Source organism: Lunatimonas sp. (assembly GCF_020832325.1).
GTDB lineage: Bacteria > Bacteroidota > Bacteroidia > Cytophagales > Cyclobacteriaceae > Lunatimonas.
On sequence record NZ_JAFIEU010000033.1, the window covers coordinates 20,105 to 39,116 of the forward strand.

Here is a 19,012-nt window from a genome sequence, read left to right on the forward strand (position 1 = left end):
TTGTTTGTTTTTTAATGATACAAAACTCCTCGTAAAAATCCAAAAACATCTCCATGAACGGTAAACAGTAGTTGAAAAAGCGGGATGAAATGCCATATTTCATCCCGCTTTCGGGTCATCCAAGTGGTATCCTAATTAGGTTGCCCATGCTCGGTCACCTTTTTTGTAGTCCATGCAGGGGTCGTATTTACCCGGTGTTTCCACATAGCGCAAGGCTTGAGTAGCACCGATTTCAGAGGTGAAATAACCCAATACCGTGAGGTCTTTCAGCATACCGATGTAGGCTGGGGTCTTGTTGCCGCTGTTGAATTCCTCGATGGCTTTTCGGTTGAGCTCATTGAGATAAGCGGTACGTTCGTCCACAGTTGCCTTCATAAAGTCCTTGCCCACATCTGCTTTGAAATCCCTCTTTAGACTGTTCAGGCCGTTGATAAACGTCTCTTGCTGTTCTTTGTCGTAGGTGTCTTTGACCATCATGGCCATAAAAGTCCCTATCCCGGCGGCTTTTGCCCCCGGCGTGTCCGTAGTGGGGATGATGGCTTCACCGATTTCATCCATATAAGCGAGGTCTGCGCTGGAAAAATCCAGGCCTTCGATTTTATCCTCAGGAGCACAACCGGTCAAGATCACGTTGGCCCCGACCATGGTTCCTCCCATCATCAGCACCACGCTTTTGAGCGCGTCTCTTCTATTTATCTTGCTCATGTACGTTTCGTTAAATGATTACAAATTTCTTTTCTTGAGTTCTTCTACAGCAAAATTTGCAGCCCTCGCTGTCATCGCCATGTAGGTAAGCGAGGGGTTCTGTGCTGCCGCTGAAGTCATCGCTGCACCGTCTGTGACGAAGACGTTTTTAGCGTCCCATACCTGATTGTTTCCGTTTAGCACAGAGGTCTTGGGATCTCTGCCCATCCGGGCCGTGCCCATTTCGTGGATGCCCTGTCCGAAAGTGTATCCGTTGTCGTACGTGGTGATATTTTTCACGCCGGCAGCTTCCAGCATTTCTGCCGCATCGTTCATCATGTCCACCCGCATTTTCTTTTCATTTTCCTTGATTTCTGCGTCCATCTCGAGCACATACATGCCCCATTTGTCTTTTTCGGTTTTGCTCAGCTTCACGGTGTTTTCGTGGTAAGGGAGGATTTCCCCAAAAGCTGTCATGCCGATAGACCATGGTCCCGGTTCGGTCAGTTCGTTTTTCAGTGGTGCGCCAAATTGTAGCTCGGCTACATTTCTGCTCCATCCGCTACGGCTCGCTCCGCCCTGATAACCGAAGCCACGCACGTAGTCGCGTTTTTCGCCACCTAGGTTACGGTATCTGGGTATATAGAACCCGCCGGGTCGTCGTCCATAGTAGTACTTGTCATCGTAGCCTTCGATGAGTCCATTGGCTCCCAAGCGGAAGTGGTGGTCCATCACATTGTGACCCAACTCTCCCGAGCTGCTGCCCAATCCTTCCGGCCATACATCCGTCGCAGAACGCATTAGGATAGAGGCAGAGTTAAGAGCAGAAGCACATAGGAAGATGATTTTTGCATCAAACTCGATGACCTCGTTGGTCTCTCCGTCTACGATCTCTACACCGGTAGCCCGCTTGGTATCCTTGTCATAAACCAACCGGTTTACGATGGACCAAGGGCGCAATGTTAGGTTTCCCGTCGCTTCGGCTGCTGGAAGGGTAGAGGACTGCGTGCTGAAGTATCCACCAAACGGACACCCTAAGGAGCATTTGTTTCGGTACTGACATCCAGGCCTACCTGGCAGCGGCTGCGTGATATTAGCGACACGGGCATGCACCATGGCACGGTTCCCGTTGAATTTGTCTTTTATGCGCTTGGCCACATCCTCTTCCACGCAGTTTAGCGGGAAGGGAGGCATGAAGTCTCCGTCAGGGAGGATAGGAAGGTTGTCTTTGTTTCCGGCGATGCCGGCAAATTTTTCCACATAACTGTACCAAGGTGCCAAGTCCTTATACCGGATGGGCCAATCTACTGCAATACCTTGCTTTAGGTTAGCCTCAAAATCCTCATCCGCCCAGCGGTAACTCTGACGGCCCCAAAGTAGCGACCTTCCGCCCACTTGGTATCCCCTAAACCAGGTAAATGGCTTTTTTTCTATATACGGGGAATCTGCTTCGTGTGCCCACCAGTCCAGGTTCAGCTCGTTCAATACATAATCTCGTCGGAGATTTGGGTGGTTTTCCAGCATTTCGACGGTTCTTCTCCCCCGATGAGGCACCTCCCAAGGGCTCAGGGTAGCTGTCTTATAGTCTTTGACATGCTCTACCATAGGGCCTCTTTCCAACAGAAGTACTTTTAATCCTTTTTCAGTCAGCTCTTTTGCCGCCCAGCCGCCACTTATGCCGGAGCCAACGACAATCGCATCATAACTTTGATTCGCCATATAACTTTTTTTATTTTAGGTTTTCGTTGTTGAAGACAACAAACATATTTATAAAATACCTTTACCGCAAAAATGCGAAGAGATTATCGGTATTTTCCAGTAATTAAGTTGCTTCAAGCATCTACTTCATACTTAACTTGTTTTTTATTTCAATGTTTCTTTCGGCTTTGCGGTCTGCCGAAGCCTTTTCAAAGTCCCGGTCTTTGAAGAATACGATAAATAAGATGGTGACTCCCAATGCAATGGCAGAAGGGATCAGCCAAATGTACTTCCAGTCATGTCCGTTGGCATGTGCGTAGGCGTCTGAAACGATCCCGGCAATCCAAAAGCCTATCAACATCCCAATCCCGTAGGTGGCCAGTGTGATGAGACCTTGTGCAGCGCTTTTGTACCTCGGACCCGCCTTGGAGTCCGTGTAAATCTGTCCGGAAACAAAGAAGAAATCGTAGCAAATTCCATGAAGTGCGATTCCGATAATCAGTAGGTAGGTACCTGTGCCAGCGTCGCCATACGCAAAGAAGATGTAGCGCACCACCCAAGCGAGCATTCCCACGATCAGCGTGGTCTTCAGCCCAAACTTACGGAAGAATAAGGGCATCAAAAGAAGGAACAATACCTCAGACACCTGACCGATGGTCATCATGCCGGTGGGATTGGGTAAGCCCACTTCCGAAAGGAAGGGGTTGGCATTCTGGTAATAAAATGCCAGTGGGATACAGATCAGTACAGAAGAAATGAAGAAAATCGCGAAATCTCTATTTTTCAACAAGGTGAGCGCATCTAGCCCCAGGATTTCGGAAATGGAGCGCTTGCCAGCCACCGCTGCCTGCGGGGGTGTGTTTGGAAGGCTAAAACAAAACAAACCCAATACCACTGAAGATATTGAAGACATCAAGAACGTATTGCGCAGCATACCGTCTCCGATGGCTCCGGGGCTGTCCCATAGGAAGAAGTAGCTGATAAGGAGTCCGGCGGAAATCCATCCAATGGTACCCCATACACGGATGGTGCTAAATTCTTTGGCAGGGTCTTTCATCTGGTTAAAGGAGACCGAATTAACAAGGGCCAGGGTAGGCATATAGATCAACATGTAGAGAAAAACAAAGGGGTAAAATCCCGCAAAACTTTCTGCGCGGAACATGAGAAACATCAGTACTGCGCCGAATAGATGGAGTACGCCCAGGATTTTTTCTGCATTAAAGTAGCGGTCCGCTATCAGCCCAATGATAAAGGGTGCGATGATGGCACCAAAGGACTGGGTGGAAAAGGCAGCCGCGAGTTGGGTGCCGCTGGCACTGAGGTTGTTGCCCAGAAAGGTGCCTAACGTGACAAACCAAGAGCCCCACACGAAAAACTCCAAAAACATCATGAGGGATAATTTGATTCTAATAGAAGAGGTCATACAATGCGTCTAGGTTAGCTGACTTGCCCGCACCATCCAAACGGGTCACGGGGAAAGTAATGGATAATAAATTTATAATTTGACCATTTTAATGTAAATTTAGGACTCGATGAAAGTGGCAGTTTTGCGTGCGCCCTTTACCTCGATCGTTTTAGAATGGCACATGCAGTGGGTTTTAGCCGTTATTTCATCCAATCCCCGACGTAATATAAAAAGATTTGTAAAATAATTTCTTAAAGTTCAGAAACCAATAAACCAAAGATCAAAAGAATGAGCGACAAAAAACTTAAAATGGGTATGATCGGTGGAGGCCCCGGGTCTTTCATCGGTGCAGTGCACCGCATTTCGGCGGCTATGGACGGTTTGATAGAATTAGCGGCGGGAGCTTTTAGCAGCAGCGCTGAAAAGTCCCAGCAAACCGGCAAAGAGCTTTTTTTGCCTTCCCACCGAGTGTATGGTTCCTACGATGAGATGTTCGAAAAGGAAAAGCAGCTTCCCGAAGAGGAGCGCATTGACTTTGTGGCCATAGTGACTCCGAATCACGTACATTTCGATCCAGCGGTTAAGGCCTTGAAAAACGGTTTTCACGTGGTGCTGGACAAACCCATGACGTTCACTTACTCGGAGGCTAAGGAGCTCGCCAAGACCATCGAAGAGACTGGAATGCTTTTTTGCCTTACCCATACCTATACGGGCTATCCCATGGTAAAGGAAGCCAGGCACCTGATCAAATCCGGCGTACTTGGTAAAATTCGCAAAGTGTACGTGGAGTATCCGCAGGGATGGCTATGGACAGATCTGGAAAATACCGACTACAAACAGGCTAAGTGGCGCACAGATCCCAAGCAAAGCGGTATTGCCAACTGCATGGGGGATATTGGTACCCACGCTTTTAACCTCGCCGAGTATGTGAGTGGTCTGAAAACCACAAAAATCTGCGCGGATCTGAACATAGTTGTTGCAGGCCGTACCTTGGATGACGACGGGTCGGTTCTGCTCAAATACGACAACGGAGCATCCGGGGTCCTGATGGCCACGCAAATAGCTACTGGCTCTGAAAACAATATAAAAATCAGGGTGTTTGGAGAGAAGGCGGGTTTGGAGTGGGAGCAGGACAATGCCAATACGCTAATCGTACGGCATCCGGAGGCCCCTGCTCAGATCTACCGGACAGGAGGCAATATTCCTTACCTATCCTCTTGGGCCATGGAAAACCTGCGTACACCAGGCGGACATCCGGAGGGATACCTGGAGGCTTTTGCCAACCTGTACAGGAACTTCGCCAGGACGTTATATGCCAAGCGAAACGGTGAAACACCCAAACCCGAATGGCTGGATTTCCCCGGCGCGGAGGATGGTCTGCGAGGCATGGCCTTTGTAGAACATGTAGTGAAAAGTGCCAAAAGTGAACAAAAATGGACTAACTTTGAACTTTAAAATAACTGAAACGCTATGAAAACCATTAAAGGACCTGCGTTGTTTTTAGCTCAATTCGCAGACGACAAAGCCCCATTCAATAACCTAAAAAACATCACCACGTGGGCTGCCAGCATAGGCTACAAGGCGGTACAAATCCCCACCTGGGACGCACGGCTTATAGACCTTCAGCGCGCGGCCGAAGACATGGATTATGTCAACGAAATCAAAGCAGTGGTAAAAGAGGCTGGATTAGAGATTTCCGATTTTTCTACCCACTTGCAGGGGCAGCTTGTGGCGGTTCATCCGGCCTACAACGAAATGTTTGATGCCTTCGCACCCAAGGAATTGGCGGGCGACTTAAAAGGAAAGTCTGAATGGGCTACGCAGCAGCTTAGGTGGGCAGCAAAAGCTTCGCACAACTTTGGTCTGAAGACCCACGCCACGTTTAGCGGGGCGCTGATGTGGCACACCGTATACCCGTGGCCTCAACGACCTACCGGATTGGTAGATACCGGATTTGAGGAACTGGCAAAGAGATGGTTGCCCATATTGGATGAGTTTGACAAGTACGGTGTGGATGTTTGTTACGAACTGCATCCAGGTGAAGACCTGCACGATGGGGTGACCTTTGAGAAGTTTTTGGAAAAAGTGAATAACCACAAGCGGGCAAATATCCTGTACGATCCAAGCCATTTTGTCTTGCAGTGCTTGAATTACCTGGATTTTATCGATATTTACCACGATAGAATCAAAATGTTCCATGTAAAGGACGCCGAGTTCAATCCAACGGGCCGTCAGGGTGTGTATGGGGGCTACTCTGGATGGGTGGAACGTGCCGGTAGGTTCCGTTCGCTCGGTGATGGGCAGGTGGATTTCAATGGTATTTTCAGCAAGCTCTCCCAGTATGATTTTGATGGATGGGCGGTCTTGGAATGGGAATGCGCGCTGAAGCATCCTGAGAACGGAGCGATCGAAGGTGCCAAGTTTATCAGTGAGAAGATCATCCGCGTGACGGAAAAGACCTTCGATGATTTTGCTTCTACCGGTGCGGATGAGAACTTCAACCGAAAAATATTAGGAATCAGTTAAAATCAAATACAACCAATTAAAATGAAGTTAAATAAAACCTTAAGCTTGGCTGTGGTTACAGCGGCAATTTTGGCTACATCTTGCGGTGGTTCGGGCTCCAAAACAGAGACAACCTCTTCCGCTCCTGCTACCTCGGCTCCTGCCCCGCAGGAAGTGAGCCCGGAGGAACGACACAAGGATAACCCGGACTTTGCTGCCGGATTGGCGCTGGTTAAGCAAAATGACTGTCCGAGCTGCCACATGGTAGATCGTAAGATCGTAGGGCCCTCTTACGGGGACGTATCCGAGAAGTATGAACTCACTGATGCTAATGTGGCGCTCCTAGCGAGCCATGTTATCAATGGCAACGTGGGTGTTTGGGGAGAAATTCCCATGCCAGCCCACCCAGCGCTTTCAAGGGAAGACGCTGAACTGATGGTTAAGTACGTCTTGTTGCTTAAAAAATAATCAGGTCCTGTAAGCTTAGAGAGAATCCCGTTTCCTGCTGTTTGCGGAGGCGGGGTTCTTTTTTTCGTTTTTATACCTACCCTAATAATTATATAAACATGAAACACTATCATTTATTATTCGCAGCCGCAGGACTTGCTTTTGCCTCCTGCGGAGGATCCGAAAAGGCCGGAGACAGTCAAGCAAATGCGCCCAAACTTTCTGCTACGGAAGGCAGTGAATGGATTACTCTTTTTGACGGCACCTCTCTGGACAACTTTAAGGGGTTTGGAAAGGATGCCCCGGGGGAGGCTTGGACCATTCAGGACGGGACGCTGTATTTTCAGGGACAACGCAAGCGGGAGGAAGACCTAACCGGTGGCGACCTGGTAACCAAGGAAACATTTTCAGACTTTCACCTGAAGGTGGAGTGGAAGATCTCCGAAAACGGTAACAGCGGCATCATGTTCCTGGTGAAGGATAACGGGGAGTATGGAGCCACTTACCATACTGGTCCGGAATATCAGTTGCTGGACAATGACGGACACCGGGATGGACAGATCGTCACTCACCGAACGGCGAACCTCTACGACCTGATTGCTTCCGATGTGGAGCCTGTCAAGCCAGTAGGAGAGTGGAACCTAACCGAGATCGTGCTAAAGGACGGGGAGCTGGAGTTTTTTCTTAACGGTGTACAAACCGTGAAGACTACGCTGTGGACCGAGGCTTGGGACGAGATGGTTGCCAACAGCAAGTTCAAGGATATGCCTGACTTTGCCAGGTTCAAAGAGGGTGCAATCTCCTTCCAAGATCACGGCGACGATATCTGGTTTAGAAACATACAGATCAAAAGACTGTAAACGCACCGTTGCAGCATTTGAAGACCGTTCTTTGTGGAGCGGTTTTTTTTTTGCCCAAGCGGTGACTGATGGATCCCGGAAATGGGTTTTCGCATTTGATTTAACTTAAATTGCTGATAATATTTTGTTCGTTTCAATTAAAATGCATTATGTGTACAAAATGGTAAGTTTTATTGAGTAATTTGTTAATAATCACTACATTACAGGTAGTTGTATTATTTTGAATCGACAAAGAATAGTATGTTGAATCGAAGTATAAAAATTTTAGCTGGTCTGTTTCTGGTTTGTACCTTAACAGTTAGCTGTACAAAGGAAGAGCTATTCTTGCCTAGAGATCGAGGAGTGATCGTAGAGATTATTCCGAGGGGAAGCCTGAGCAGAAATGAGATTTTGGAAAGGATGAACGAACTCGATGGAAGTTTAGTCGCCCAATACGATGTATCTTTTTTTTCCATTACCTATCGAACGCAATATATGGGCAAGCCCATTGATTCACGCGGTCTTATTATTGTTCCTCAAGGGGTAGGTAGAGCCGATTTGTTAATGTACACCCATGGTACCGAGCTACCTTCTGAGATTTTGGGAGCCAGGGATGTATCGCCGTCTAATTACTCCGGGGAGATGGAAACAAATAGGGATGTCAGAAATATGGGGCTTGGCTGGGCCTCTGCCGGATACGTTGTGTTTATGCCAGACTATATCGGTTATGGCATTACAATCGGTAGCGACCATCCCTACATGTACATGGAAGAAATGTTCATCTCAAACATAGACGGATTGCTGGCTGCAAAAGAATACATCATGACCAGAACCGATTTATCCTACGATAATAGACTTTTCCTTGCCGGCTGGTCCCAAGGGGGTGCGGCAAGTTTGTCTACGCACCGATTCATCCAAGAGCAATACGCAGATGAATTTCACGTTCTGGGTAGCTCTCATTTGGCGGGTCCCCATAATTTTGAGCGATTTCACAATGACAAGATGGGCAGAGGAGGAGAGGAGGTATTGATCATGCCGATTTTTTCTTGGGCAGTTTATTCCATAAATAAGTTTTCAGAGCTTAGGCGTCCTACTGATCAGCTTTATAACTATCCGGTTTTCGATCAGATGTCTTCGATTCTTACTCCTTCCTCCGATCCAGCGCTTGTGTTCAAACCCTATTTTAGAACCAACATTCTGAACGGAAATGACACAGCCTATGAAGCAGTTTTAAAGCGGAATTCCAATCACCAAGGCTGGCTTCCTGAAGGTAAGGTGATCCTGCACCACGGAGACGAAGATGAGATTGTTCCCTATTACAACTCTGAAGACGCTAGAGATGGTATTCTTGAAGCAGGTGGCGATGTTGCGTTTTACACCTATCCTGGTGGAGGTCACACGTCGGAATTGGGCAATTTCATCATTAATACGACAATAGAATTTAACCAGCTGCGGTGAAAGGTTGCATAAATTACTCAGAAAACCAGGCTAACTACAAGCCCGTAGGGTGGAGGCTACTGCCATCAAGGTTTCGGTACTAGAGAATCAAAAGTATACGCAAATGAAGAAACTGTTGATATTGCTGTTTTGCACGTTCCTGTCGAGTTATTCTATTGCCCAGTATAACATGCGTCCTAGCGCATATTATCAGGATATGCTTTATTTCAATCCAGCTTCTTTGCCTTCCTTTGGAGAAGCGAATCAAAGAATATTACTTTATAGTAGGACGAAAATCGTTCCCGAAAATGAAGGTGTTTGGGACAAAAGTCCGACCTTTTACGGAGATTACTTACGTATGAATGACGATCAAAAGAGCTACTTCACCGTGGGATATATGAATGATGGTTATTCTTTTTTCAATCGAAATTCATTTTATGGGGGATATGGGAGAGTTTTTGATATGGGCTCTAAAAGCAGTTTGACACTGGGGGGTAGGCTTGCTTTACATTCAGATATTATCAACTGGTCTGAATACCAATTGCCAAACAATGAGACAGGACGTTCAATTCGGCTTGCACCGGATGTTGATTTTGGTGCTCAATTTCAATGGAGAGCGTTTAGATTGGGGGCCTCCTTTAAAAACGCAGTGGGAGTCGTTCAGAAACTGGATGGAGAGGGTATTATCACAACTCAAAGAGCTTTTGTGATAAATACGTCCTATGAGTTTACTGTCCGCGAAAAATTTATTGTAGCCCCTTACGTGCTGTTGTATTCTGAATTGAAAACGGAATTAGATGTTGGGTTTTTTATGAGTTTTGAAAGAAAGGTGAATTTCTCCTATTTAATGAGAGTCAATGAATTGAGAAGTGTTTTCACCTTAGAAGGCCCAGTTTATCGGGGGATTTCAATTGGTGCTGCTTATGATCAATCTCCACTTCTTCCTAGTAATAATTTGGATATTTTTGTCAGATCTTTTTTTTGATAGGCATGAAAAAGAATGGAATTGAAAGGAGCAGAGAAATTGTTCGACCTTTAGACATTGTTATATAAAGCTTTATGCAGGACCCGAGCGTGAGTATCTTACCCTATTCAGAAAGTGACCGAACCCAAATTCTGGAGGTTTGGGAAAAATCCGTATTGGCAACCCATCATTTTTTAATGCCGGCCGACTTTGCCGAAATCAAAGCGCTCGTACTTTCCATGGATTTCAACGATTTTGAGGTATACTGCCTCAAGGTCCTACCTTCAGGCGAGCTAGCGGGTTTTATCGGCGTGGCTGACCGGAAAATTGAAATGCTGTTTTTTTCGCCAGAATACATCGGCAAAGGACTTGGGAGGAAATTGGTTGATTTTGCACTGACTACCCTGAAGGCTACCCAAGTGGACGTCAATGAGCAAAATGGTCTGGCGGTTGCATTTTACGAAAAGTTAGGTTTTAAAGCCTATGAACGGACGGAAAAAGACGATCAGGGAAAGAACTATCCGCTGCTAAGGATGAAATTGAACATGGGATAACGCGGACTGTGGGGCCCCGAATGGAAACACAAAAGTAGACACCTCCTGCGGAAGGCTTGCATGTTGTAGTATGCTACCTGATTTAGGCTTTTCTGATTTCACTGAATGGTCAACCGCACAAATCCCAGCTCATCTTCCAAATTGACCGGCATCCAAATGGCTCCATCTTTGACAAAGGGGAAAACCGGGACAAAGTCGATCACAGGTACTTCATGCTCCGAAACGATGCTTAGATCTCTGTCGAGCAGGGTAAGGAAGACCTTGGCTTTTCGGTAGGGATCCGGTTCATCCGGATTGGTGGGAAAGATTTCTTGGTAGGAAAATCTATAAAACAGGTCCCGCGCGTCGTCCCAAAAGGGATGTTGGAAGTTTATCTGCTCTTTGAGCATCCGGTCTACCGGTCGGTATTCTTCCCGGTTACTTACCTGCTTGGGAGGTTTGACGGTTTTTTCCCCAGCGGTGAGGGAGGGGATGGCCCGGTGCAATTCTAGCTCATCACTTGGGATATGGTAACGATAGATCGGACTGGCCACGCTGATCGAAAAGATCACCGCTTCTCCGACGATGGACGTAGCATATTCGGGACCAAACCAAACCTGCGGCTGTTCCATGGTGTAGTGGAAATCTTTTAGGATATCGAAGGCAGGCAGTTGCCGCCGATCAAACGTACGCTGGGAAAAATCGATGCTGACAAAGGAGGTTTCGGGTTCTATCCACTTTCGTCCCAAACCGACGATACGGTGGGGCTGCTTGGACCACATCACCGGCATGGGCAAGGCTTCATTTTCCCCAAATTCACCTCCCGAAAAAGACACGTTTTTGGTCGTGTGGGATAGGATTTTTCGTCCTTTCAGATCAAAAATCTCGTGGTCAAAATGACTGCTAAAATACAGCGAATCCTTTCCCAGGTAATGGATTTTTCCAACGCGGCCACCGGTGCCGTTGGGGCCCTCCTTTTCATACGCCACCACCCGTTCGAGCTCCAGTTTATTCAAGTCGATGACCTCCAGAACGCTATTCGTGTAGTTAAAGTTATAGAAATAGCGTTTGTCGGTAGAAGTGTCGGACCAGCGGAAGCCTCCCTGTAGGAATAGGATTTCATCTTTTGGGTCGATCATCAGGGTGTCGAGGGAAAAGACCAGCTCCCCAAATTCCTTGGTCTCTTGGTTGGAGCCGGAGCAGGCATAGAAGACCAGTAGGGGCAGAAGAAGGATAGTGAGTTTTTTCATAGGGAGTGTATTAACGACTAAAAAGTTAGAAGATTTTTCCGAAGAAAACTAATTTTTTAAAGGAAATTTTCACGCAGGAATAAATGCGTGGGTAGGGGGGCCATTACATTGAAACGTTAACGTTCGTTAAACCACCTCCTCTTCAACCACAAATTTCCTACCTTTAAAGTATGCAGCTACAATACCTAGCATTCAAACTTCTGTCCACCGTCGTCCTTGCAGGACTTGCCCTACTTTTTTCCTGCAAAAGCAGTCCGGATTCTGTGGATGTAAGGAACCTTTCCTATACCATTGATACCGTACTGATAGACTCCAAAGGCCAAATCTTTTTAGGTGGGGAACGGACAGGGATTTACAATTTCCAAGGGGAATTGGAACATAGATTTGATTGGAATGCGATCGCTAAAGAAAATGGCGGGATTTGGATGTACCTAAATGTGGAGGATGAATTGGGCTTTATCCGAATTCATTTATCCTGATTCTACACCACCATCTGTTCCGGCCATATCGGTCAGGCGATGTAAGCATCTCTTTGAACAGAAAAGGGCCGGCTTTTGGAAAAAACCGGCCCTTAAGCAGATGTGAAACTAATTCGAAAATCAGGCTTTGATTCCCTCTAGGATTTGGTTCAGTGTTTGACTTGGACGCATGGCGATGGATGTTTTTTCCTCGTCGGGTCGGTAATAACCACCGATATCCACCGGGCTTCCCTGCGCGCCATTTAGCTCCTCCATGATTTTTGCCTCTTTGGCTGCAAAATCCTTTGCCACAGGGGTGAAAATTTCCTTGAGTGCAACGTCTTTGTCCTGTGCTGCCAAAGCTTCTGCCCAGTACATGGCCAGGTAGAAATGGCTACCCCGGTTATCCAGTTCATTTACCCTTCGCGAAGGGGATTTACCTTCCTGGAGAAACTTGGCCGTAGCGGCATCGAGGGTCTCGCCCAACACCCTTGCACGTTCGTTATTGAATGTGTTGGCAAGGTGTTCCAAGGATACAGCCATCGCCAGAAACTCACCTAGGGAGTCCCAACGGAGGTGTCCTTCTTCTACAAATTGCTGCACGTGTTTTGGTGCAGATCCTCCGGCTCCGGTTTCAAACAGACCTCCTCCGTTCATTAGCGGAACAATAGAAAGCATTTTGGCACTGGTGCCCAGCTCTAATATCGGGAAAAGGTCGGTCAGGTAATCCCTGAGTACGTTTCCGGTTACGGATATGGTATCTTTACCTTCCTTCAGGCGCACCAACGAAAACCGCGTGGCTTCCACAGGAGATAGGATATGGATATCCAATCCGGTGGTATCGTGGTCTTTCAGGTATTTTTCCACCTTGGTGATCAGTTGGGCGTCGTGTGCACGGTTTTTGTCCAGCCAGAATACGGCAGGGGCACCGGTAGCCTTTGCCCGGTTTACCGCCAGTTTCACCCAGTCCTGAATGGGGGCATCCTTCACCTGACACATCCTCCAGATATCTCCTTCTTCCACCTCGTGTGCCATCAGCACCTCTCCGGAGGCATCCACCACTTTTACAGTGCCTGCTGCGGAAACCTCAAAGGTCTTGTCATGGGAGCCGTATTCCTCGGCCTTTTGGGCCATTAGTCCTACGTTTGGCACCGATCCCATGGTTCGAGGGTCAAATGCGCCGTTTTCCTTGCAGAACTGGATCGTTTCCTGGTATACGCCCGCATAGGAACGGTCAGGAATTACGGCTTTGGTATCTTGCAGTTGGTTGTTTTTGTTCCACATTTGACCACTGGATCGGATCATGGCCGGCATGGAGGCATCGATGATGACGTCGGAGGGTACGTGCAGGTTGGTGATTCCTTTGTCGGAGTTCACCATTGCCAAATCCGGGCTGTCGGCATAGCAGGACTCAATGTCCGCTTCTATTTCCGCACGTTTGTCTGCCGGAAGTTTGCCCAGCGCTGCGATCAGGTCACCAAAACCGTTTTTGGTGTCGACGCCGATTTCGGCAAACGTTGCCGCATGTTTTTCAAAAACGGGTGCAAAAAAGACGGTAACCGCATGTCCAAAGATAATGGGATCGGACACCTTCATCATGGTCGCTTTCATGTGAAGGGAGAAAAGGACTCCTTGGTTTTTGGCTTCTTCCTTTTGCTCCTGTAGGAATTTCTTTAGCGCCGCTACATTCATGGAGGAAGCATCGATCACTTCTCCTGCCTGTAACTTTAATCCGTCTTTTAACACCTGCTTGGAGCCGTCGGTTTTTTCGAGAACAATTTGCACTGTAGTAGCGGCGGAAATGGTGCGGGATTGTTCGCTGCCGTAAAAATCACCACCTGTCATACTGGACACATGGGATTTGGAATCCTTGCTCCACTTGCCCATGCTATGGGGGTTGTTTCTCGCAAACTGTTTCACCGCTAGGGGGGCTCTTCGGTCGGAATTGCCTTCACGAAGGACAGGGTTTACGGCAGAGCCCTTTATTTTATCGTATTTGGCGCGTACGCTTTGCTCTTCCTCTGTCTTGGGATCATCTGGATAGTCGGGGAGGCTGTAGCCCTGCGCTTGCAGTTCTTTGATGGCTGCTTTTAGCTGGGGGATGGAGGCACTGATATTCGGTAATTTTACGATATTGGCCTCGGGGGTTTTTGCAATCTCCCCAAGCTCGGCGAGCGCATCACCAATGCGTTGCTCTTCCTTTAGGTACTCGGGAAAGGAGGCGATGATCCTCCCGGAAAGGGAAATATCCCTGGTTTCCACTACCACACCAGCCGAATCGGTAAAAGCCTTGATAATCGGAAGCAAGGAATAAGTGGCCAACGCAGGGGCCTCATCGGTAAGCGTATAAAGTATTTTAGGGGTCTTGTCACTCATAAATCCATCTGTTTTTTTGATTAGTATTAAAAATATCGTAAATCCGATAAATTGCCGGCTAAAATACGCAAAAAAATGCGTATTCAAAGGTGTAACGGAGTAATAGGTGGATTTTAAGCGGGGACTAAATGCATCCATTCTGCGTTATAAATCGGATCTAACCCCTGATTATTGATGCTTATCAACTTATTTTCCGTACTATTCACCTTGGGAACCCTTTGGCTGCCCCAAAGCTTTCACTTTGAGCCCGTTTCCCTTTCTCCCGCGGAGCAGCAGCTATTTGACCTGATCAACGAGTATCGGATCAGTCGAGGCCTTTCCGAAGTGCCTTTTTCCTCGGCTTTGACCCAAGTAGCCCAAACCCATGCGAGGGACCTGATGGAAAACCACACCCCAGGAGGGCGATGCAATATGCATTCATGGTCCAATAAGGGGCCTTGGAAAGGGTGCTGCTACCGGGAAAACCACAAGAACCCCGGGTGCATGTGGGATAAGCCCAGTGAGATTGCAGGGTATGACAGCCCGGGGTACGAGATTGCCTATTGGCACTCTCAGGCGGCAGAACCTGCCGTGGCGCTGGAAGTGTGGAAGAAAAGTCCCGGCCACCATGCTGTAATAGCCAACCTGGGAGTATTTAAAGATGCCAACTGGAGGGCCATGGGCGTGGGAATTTTCCAGGGGTATGCGGTGGTGTGGTTTGGGGAATTGGAGGAATAGGAGTAGCATGCCTCCTTAAAAATGACAATTGGGGATTGGTTTTTTTGAGGTTTCCAATCTATTTAAATTATATTGAGGCTGTTAATCTATGATGATCCCAAAATGAACCTATTCAACCCCCGAAGAGATTTTCTCAAAAAGGCCAGCCTGGGCGTGGCTGGCTTAAGCCTTGCCAACCCGACACGGAAGGAATCCATTCCTACCCCGTCAGCCCAGCCGTTCAAGCAGGTAGCCCTTGCTATAGCCACCATCACCTGTGATGGCTTTGGCGACCGTGACTTTGAAAGGGCGTTTGAAGTCATCCCGCAGCTTCCCTTCAAAAATGTGGAGTTCAACTGTTGGTATGGCAGAAACCTAACCCCAGCCGGCATTCACAGCATACAGCAGCGCTGTTATCAACACGGCCTCACGCCGATAAGTGTGCAGGGAAGTGCCTTTGGTGCAGAGGGCAATATCATCAAAGATGTGGCCCATAAGCTATGGAACATGCAGGCTGCAAAGGCATTGGGGTGCAGGAGGGTGAAGTTTACCGGTGCAGGTAGGGGCAAAGAAGGGGGATTGGATACAGTAATTGCGGTTTTGAAGGAGATTGCCCCCGCTGCGGAGGAAATGGATGTGTTGGTCACGGTTGAAAATCACGCCAACAACAATATTGAAACAATTGAAGATTACGAGCGGATTTTTGAAGCGGTGGATTCCACCCACGTGGGCATGTGCATGGACAATGGGCACTTCGACGGGTCATCTATTGACCTGATGGAAGTGGTGGACCGATTTCATTCCAAAATCATGCATGTGGACCTGAAGGATACCGAGCGGAAGGGCATTCACAAGGTTGTCAATTTTGGTGACGGGGTGACTGATAACGAGGGGGTAATACAAAAGCTACTTGGTTACGGCTATAAGGGGTATTTGGTGGTCGAAATGGCACCGCCCCGCAATGAAGAAACCTTGGTCCAGGATCTAAGCCGCGCCTACGGGCTTTTCGAAAAATACCAACGTTAGTTGCTATGGATTTTGACAGAAACCTAAAGTTCATCGCCAAAGGAGTTGGTTGTGGATGGCTGTTTTTTGCGGCCATCGTTTGGTCCTGCACCCAAGAAGAGCCTGTGACACCGATCCAGGAGATACATGGTGTCCGGGTATTGGACTCGAGGCTATCGCTTTCGCGGATGCTCGAAGATCCGGATATAGTGACGCCCATCGGAATCGCCGTGGATGCCGAAGACAGGGTGTATGTCTTGGAGTCCCATACCCACTTGCCACCCAACGATTATGCTGGCCCTTCCTTCGACCGGATCAAGCGATTTGCAGATACCAATGGAGACGGCCAATGGGACGAGTTGCTGGTTTTTGCAGACAGCATCACGGAGGGATTAAATCTTGCCATCTCGCCAGCAGGAGAACTTCACGTCATTACTTCCCGGGAAGTATGGGTACTCTACGACCGGGATGGTGACGGAATCAGTGAGGAGCGCAGGTTGCTCGTCGGTCTGGAGAGGCCCGAGCAGGTTTATGCCCACGCGGCCATGCTTAGCATTGCTTTTGACGCATCGGGACACATGTATCTGGGCAGGGGCAATACCGGATCTGCCCATTGGGTATTGGCAGGATCCGACGGTAGCAAGGTTTCTGGCTATGGGGATGGCGGCAATATAGTACGTGCGGATGCGGATGGGTCTAACCTGGAAATTTTCTCTACAGGTTATTGGAATCCTTTTGATCTGAAGTTTGATAGCTATGGAAGGCTCATGGTGGCCGATAACGACCCGGATAGCCGTGGGCCAAACCGGCTAGTACATGCGGTAGAGGGCTCCGATTTTGGGTATAAATCGTTGTTTGGCGGAAGTGGCATTCATCCCTACCTCTCATGGAACGGTGAGCTGCCCGGTACCTTGCCCTATGCCGTAGCCTTGGGAGAGGCCCCTTCGGGTTTGCTAAATACCAATCTAACCGCTTTCCCGGATGATTTCAAAGACCAATTGCTTTGCAGCATCTGGGAGGAAAGCCGGGTTGTGCGGATTAATCTCGCTGACCACGGGATGTCGGTCAGGGGTGAAGTGGAGGTGGTCTTGGAAGGCGGGGTGGACTTTCGGCCCGTTGCTTTTGCTGCGGATAGCAAGGGAAATGTATACTTCACCGATTGGGTGATGCGCTATTACCCCAACCACGGCAAAGGAAGGGTATGGAAGCTTTCGGCGAACGATCATTCCCATCCGCTCGTGCCGGAAGAAGCCTACCAAGCTCCCCGTGCACATCCAAGCCAGGCTAAGTGGATGGCGCTGCGGGAAGGAGATGTTTCTCCTTCGGTGCTCGAAGCCGCATTGCGCTCTTGGGATGCCTTTGAGCGGCATGCGGCGGTACTTGCATTGGGAATGACCAAATTCCAAACCCACCTTCAGGCAGCGCTTACCAGTCCCAACGCTTTGGAACGCCTAGGGGCGTTGTTGGCAAAGCGACGGATGCCTTCGGAAGATGGGGTGACCTTGGCGAGGAGCTTCCTTTCGGATCCTGACCCGGACATTCGCACAGCGGCATTGATATGGGTCGGTGAGGAAGGGTTTTCTGGTCTATCAGCAGATATAGCCCGCGCTCTTTCGGGGCCAGGGTTTTCGGTGGACTTGTTTGAAACCTACTTGGAAACGGTCAAGATGCTACAGCCGGCGTTTTTACAGGCCTATCAACAAATATCCAAGCCGAATGCCAAGCAGTTGCCCCGTGCCTTGCCGCAGGGATTTCTTTCGGATTTAATTGCCGATGCCGATACACCTACCGAATGGAAGTCGGCTGCACTGGCGTTATTGGAAAACCCTTTAGACCACCGGGATGTATTGGTTCGTCTTCTTAGTGAGGAGGAAGATGCTGCCCGGATGATAGACCTGATACGAACCTTGGCACGATCAACAGATCCTGTGGTCGCCGATGTCTTTGCTGATTTGGCATTTGATCCGGGGATGGATACCGAGGTGCGGGCGGAAGCCCTGTGGGCACTGGGCAGGCAATCTTATACGGAGTGGCAGAACGTGATCTCTCTTTTGCAGTCGAGCGAGGAAGCCATAGCAATCGAAGCTGCCCGCTTTTTGCGGTTTCGGTCAAACGACCCCGCGACCAAGCAGGCCATGGTTCGTGTATTGGAAGACGGAAGCTCCTGCGATAGCGAAGGGCTGAGGCAGCAGTTGATGCTGTCCCTGTACCAGGACCGGGGCAAGCGGCCGGAGTCATCAGATTTAGCCGCTTGGCAGGCACTGCTGGACGGGCAAGGGGATGTATTCCGGGGCCGCCGTGTCTTCTATTCCGCTGCCGCAACCTGTGCGGGCTGTCACGCTTATGCAGGACTGGGTGGGGATCTGGGCCCCGACTTAAGTCATGTAGGCCAGTCCAAAGACCGACGTGGGCTGCTCAGTTCGTTGCTCTTGCCGTCTCAGGAGGTAAGCCCGGAGTGGCAGGGATGGTTTATCACCACGAAAGATGGAAAGCGGTACGAAGGGCGGCAAATTGACGTGGGAGATAGTGACATCAAGTTATACACCCAACATGCGGGTTTTATCAGTGTCCTCAAAAGTGAAGTGCTTGACTACGGACTGGTGGATCAGTCCCTTATGCCGGAGGGGCTCTTGGATCAGCTGACCGATCAGGATATCATGGATCTATTGGCGTTTTTGGAAAGTGAAAAGAATGGGTAGCCTCCATGCAGCGGTG

Annotated in this window: 16 protein-coding genes; 11 read left to right on the forward strand and 5 right to left on the reverse strand. The window is 48.7% G+C overall.

Annotation, left to right across the window (positions count from 1 at the left end):
* Positions 1-135: 135 nt before the first annotated feature.
* The 3 genes from JJU34_RS12475 to JJU34_RS12485 form a co-directional block, all read right to left on the reverse strand.
* Positions 136-705 carry a gluconate 2-dehydrogenase subunit 3 family protein gene (locus JJU34_RS12475; protein WP_228692707.1) on the reverse strand — a complete coding sequence of 190 codons (570 nt, stop codon included), beginning with the start codon at positions 703-705 and terminating at the stop codon, positions 136-138.
* 18 nt (positions 706-723) lie between these two features.
* The gene (locus JJU34_RS12480; protein ID WP_228692708.1) at positions 724-2,403 is read right to left on the reverse strand and encodes a GMC family oxidoreductase; all 1,680 of its coding nucleotides are present in this window, start codon (positions 2,401-2,403) and stop codon (positions 724-726) included.
* Positions 2,404-2,524: 121 nt separating this feature from the next.
* Positions 2,525-3,805, reverse strand: coding sequence for a nucleoside permease (locus JJU34_RS12485; RefSeq protein WP_228692709.1), 1,281 nt, complete (start codon positions 3,803-3,805; stop codon positions 2,525-2,527).
* A gap of 270 nt (positions 3,806-4,075) precedes the next feature.
* Here JJU34_RS12485 and JJU34_RS12490 point away from each other — a divergent pair, with 270 nt between their 5' ends.
* From JJU34_RS12490 to JJU34_RS12520, 7 genes are all read left to right on the forward strand, one after another.
* A complete protein-coding gene (locus JJU34_RS12490) occupies positions 4,076-5,242 on the forward strand; it encodes a Gfo/Idh/MocA family oxidoreductase (RefSeq protein ID WP_228692710.1) in 1,167 nt (388 codons plus the stop codon).
* Between the two features lie 15 nt (positions 5,243-5,257).
* Positions 5,258-6,313, forward strand: a complete 1,056-nt coding sequence (locus JJU34_RS12495) for a sugar phosphate isomerase/epimerase (protein WP_228692711.1) — start codon at positions 5,258-5,260, stop codon at positions 6,311-6,313.
* Between the two features lie 21 nt (positions 6,314-6,334).
* A complete protein-coding gene (locus JJU34_RS12500; protein ID WP_228692712.1) occupies positions 6,335-6,760 on the forward strand; it encodes a c-type cytochrome in 426 nt (141 codons plus the stop codon).
* 98 nt (positions 6,761-6,858) lie between these two features.
* Entirely contained in the window at positions 6,859-7,599 is a 741-nt protein-coding gene (locus JJU34_RS12505; protein WP_228692713.1) for a DUF1080 domain-containing protein, read from the forward strand.
* A 324-nt stretch (positions 7,600-7,923) separates the two neighbouring features.
* Complete coding sequence (locus JJU34_RS12510; RefSeq protein WP_228692714.1) at positions 7,924-9,036, forward strand: lipase family protein; 1,113 nt, start codon at positions 7,924-7,926, stop codon at positions 9,034-9,036.
* A 103-nt stretch (positions 9,037-9,139) separates the two neighbouring features.
* Positions 9,140-10,000: a type IX secretion system membrane protein PorP/SprF gene (locus JJU34_RS12515; RefSeq protein WP_228692715.1), complete on the forward strand. Its 861-nt coding sequence runs from the start codon at positions 9,140-9,142 to the stop codon at positions 9,998-10,000.
* 74 nt (positions 10,001-10,074) lie between these two features.
* The gene (locus JJU34_RS12520; RefSeq protein ID WP_228692716.1) at positions 10,075-10,533 is read left to right on the forward strand and encodes a GNAT family N-acetyltransferase; all 459 of its coding nucleotides are present in this window, start codon (positions 10,075-10,077) and stop codon (positions 10,531-10,533) included.
* Between the two features lie 98 nt (positions 10,534-10,631).
* Here the strand turns inward: JJU34_RS12520 and JJU34_RS12525 are convergent, their stop codons facing one another.
* A complete protein-coding gene (locus JJU34_RS12525; protein ID WP_228692717.1) occupies positions 10,632-11,762 on the reverse strand; it encodes a DUF4221 family protein in 1,131 nt (376 codons plus the stop codon).
* A 170-nt stretch (positions 11,763-11,932) separates the two neighbouring features.
* On the opposite strand from JJU34_RS12525, the gene JJU34_RS12530 reads away from it, so the two are divergent.
* Entirely contained in the window at positions 11,933-12,241 is a 309-nt protein-coding gene (locus tag JJU34_RS12530; protein WP_228692718.1) for a hypothetical protein, read from the forward strand.
* Between the two features lie 120 nt (positions 12,242-12,361).
* Here the strand turns inward: JJU34_RS12530 and JJU34_RS12535 are convergent, their stop codons facing one another.
* Entirely contained in the window at positions 12,362-14,596 is a 2,235-nt protein-coding gene (locus JJU34_RS12535) for an NADP-dependent isocitrate dehydrogenase (RefSeq protein ID WP_228692719.1), read from the reverse strand.
* Between the two features lie 174 nt (positions 14,597-14,770).
* Here JJU34_RS12535 and JJU34_RS12540 point away from each other — a divergent pair, with 174 nt between their 5' ends.
* From JJU34_RS12540 to JJU34_RS12550, 3 genes are all read left to right on the forward strand, one after another.
* Positions 14,771-15,313, forward strand: coding sequence for a CAP domain-containing protein (locus JJU34_RS12540; protein ID WP_228692720.1), 543 nt, complete (start codon positions 14,771-14,773; stop codon positions 15,311-15,313).
* Positions 15,314-15,415: 102 nt separating this feature from the next.
* Positions 15,416-16,318 carry a sugar phosphate isomerase/epimerase family protein gene (locus JJU34_RS12545; protein WP_228692721.1) on the forward strand — a complete coding sequence of 301 codons (903 nt, stop codon included), beginning with the start codon at positions 15,416-15,418 and terminating at the stop codon, positions 16,316-16,318.
* Positions 16,319-16,323: 5 nt separating this feature from the next.
* Positions 16,324-18,996 carry a PVC-type heme-binding CxxCH protein gene (locus tag JJU34_RS12550; protein ID WP_228692722.1) on the forward strand — a complete coding sequence of 891 codons (2,673 nt, stop codon included), beginning with the start codon at positions 16,324-16,326 and terminating at the stop codon, positions 18,994-18,996.
* Positions 18,997-19,012 lie beyond the last annotated feature (16 nt).

Bases quoted from the DNA above. Each gene is read 5' to 3' on its own strand.
- JJU34_RS12515 (WP_228692715.1), top strand. From the start codon at position 9,140: ATGAAGAAACTGTTGATATTGCTGTTTTGCACGTTCCTGTCGAGTTAT.
- JJU34_RS12550 (WP_228692722.1), top strand. From the start codon at position 16,324: ATGGATTTTGACAGAAACCTAAAGTTCATCGCCAAAGGAGTTGGTTGT.
- JJU34_RS12475 (WP_228692707.1), bottom strand. From the start codon at position 705: ATGAGCAAGATAAATAGAAGAGACGCGCTCAAAAGCGTGGTGCTGATG.
- JJU34_RS12505 (WP_228692713.1), top strand. From the start codon at position 6,859: ATGAAACACTATCATTTATTATTCGCAGCCGCAGGACTTGCTTTTGCC.
- JJU34_RS12530 (WP_228692718.1), top strand. From the start codon at position 11,933: ATGCAGCTACAATACCTAGCATTCAAACTTCTGTCCACCGTCGTCCTT.
- JJU34_RS12525 (WP_228692717.1), bottom strand. From the start codon at position 11,762: ATGAAAAAACTCACTATCCTTCTTCTGCCCCTACTGGTCTTCTATGCC.
- JJU34_RS12480 (WP_228692708.1), bottom strand. From the start codon at position 2,403: ATGGCGAATCAAAGTTATGATGCGATTGTCGTTGGCTCCGGCATAAGT.
- JJU34_RS12490 (WP_228692710.1), top strand. From the start codon at position 4,076: ATGAGCGACAAAAAACTTAAAATGGGTATGATCGGTGGAGGCCCCGGG.
- JJU34_RS12500 (WP_228692712.1), top strand. From the start codon at position 6,335: ATGAAGTTAAATAAAACCTTAAGCTTGGCTGTGGTTACAGCGGCAATT.
- JJU34_RS12485 (WP_228692709.1), bottom strand. From the start codon at position 3,805: ATGACCTCTTCTATTAGAATCAAATTATCCCTCATGATGTTTTTGGAG.
- JJU34_RS12540 (WP_228692720.1), top strand. From the start codon at position 14,771: ATGCTTATCAACTTATTTTCCGTACTATTCACCTTGGGAACCCTTTGG.
- JJU34_RS12535 (WP_228692719.1), bottom strand. From the start codon at position 14,596: ATGAGTGACAAGACCCCTAAAATACTTTATACGCTTACCGATGAGGCC.
- JJU34_RS12545 (WP_228692721.1), top strand. From the start codon at position 15,416: ATGAACCTATTCAACCCCCGAAGAGATTTTCTCAAAAAGGCCAGCCTG.
- JJU34_RS12520 (WP_228692716.1), top strand. From the start codon at position 10,075: ATGCAGGACCCGAGCGTGAGTATCTTACCCTATTCAGAAAGTGACCGA.
- JJU34_RS12495 (WP_228692711.1), top strand. From the start codon at position 5,258: ATGAAAACCATTAAAGGACCTGCGTTGTTTTTAGCTCAATTCGCAGAC.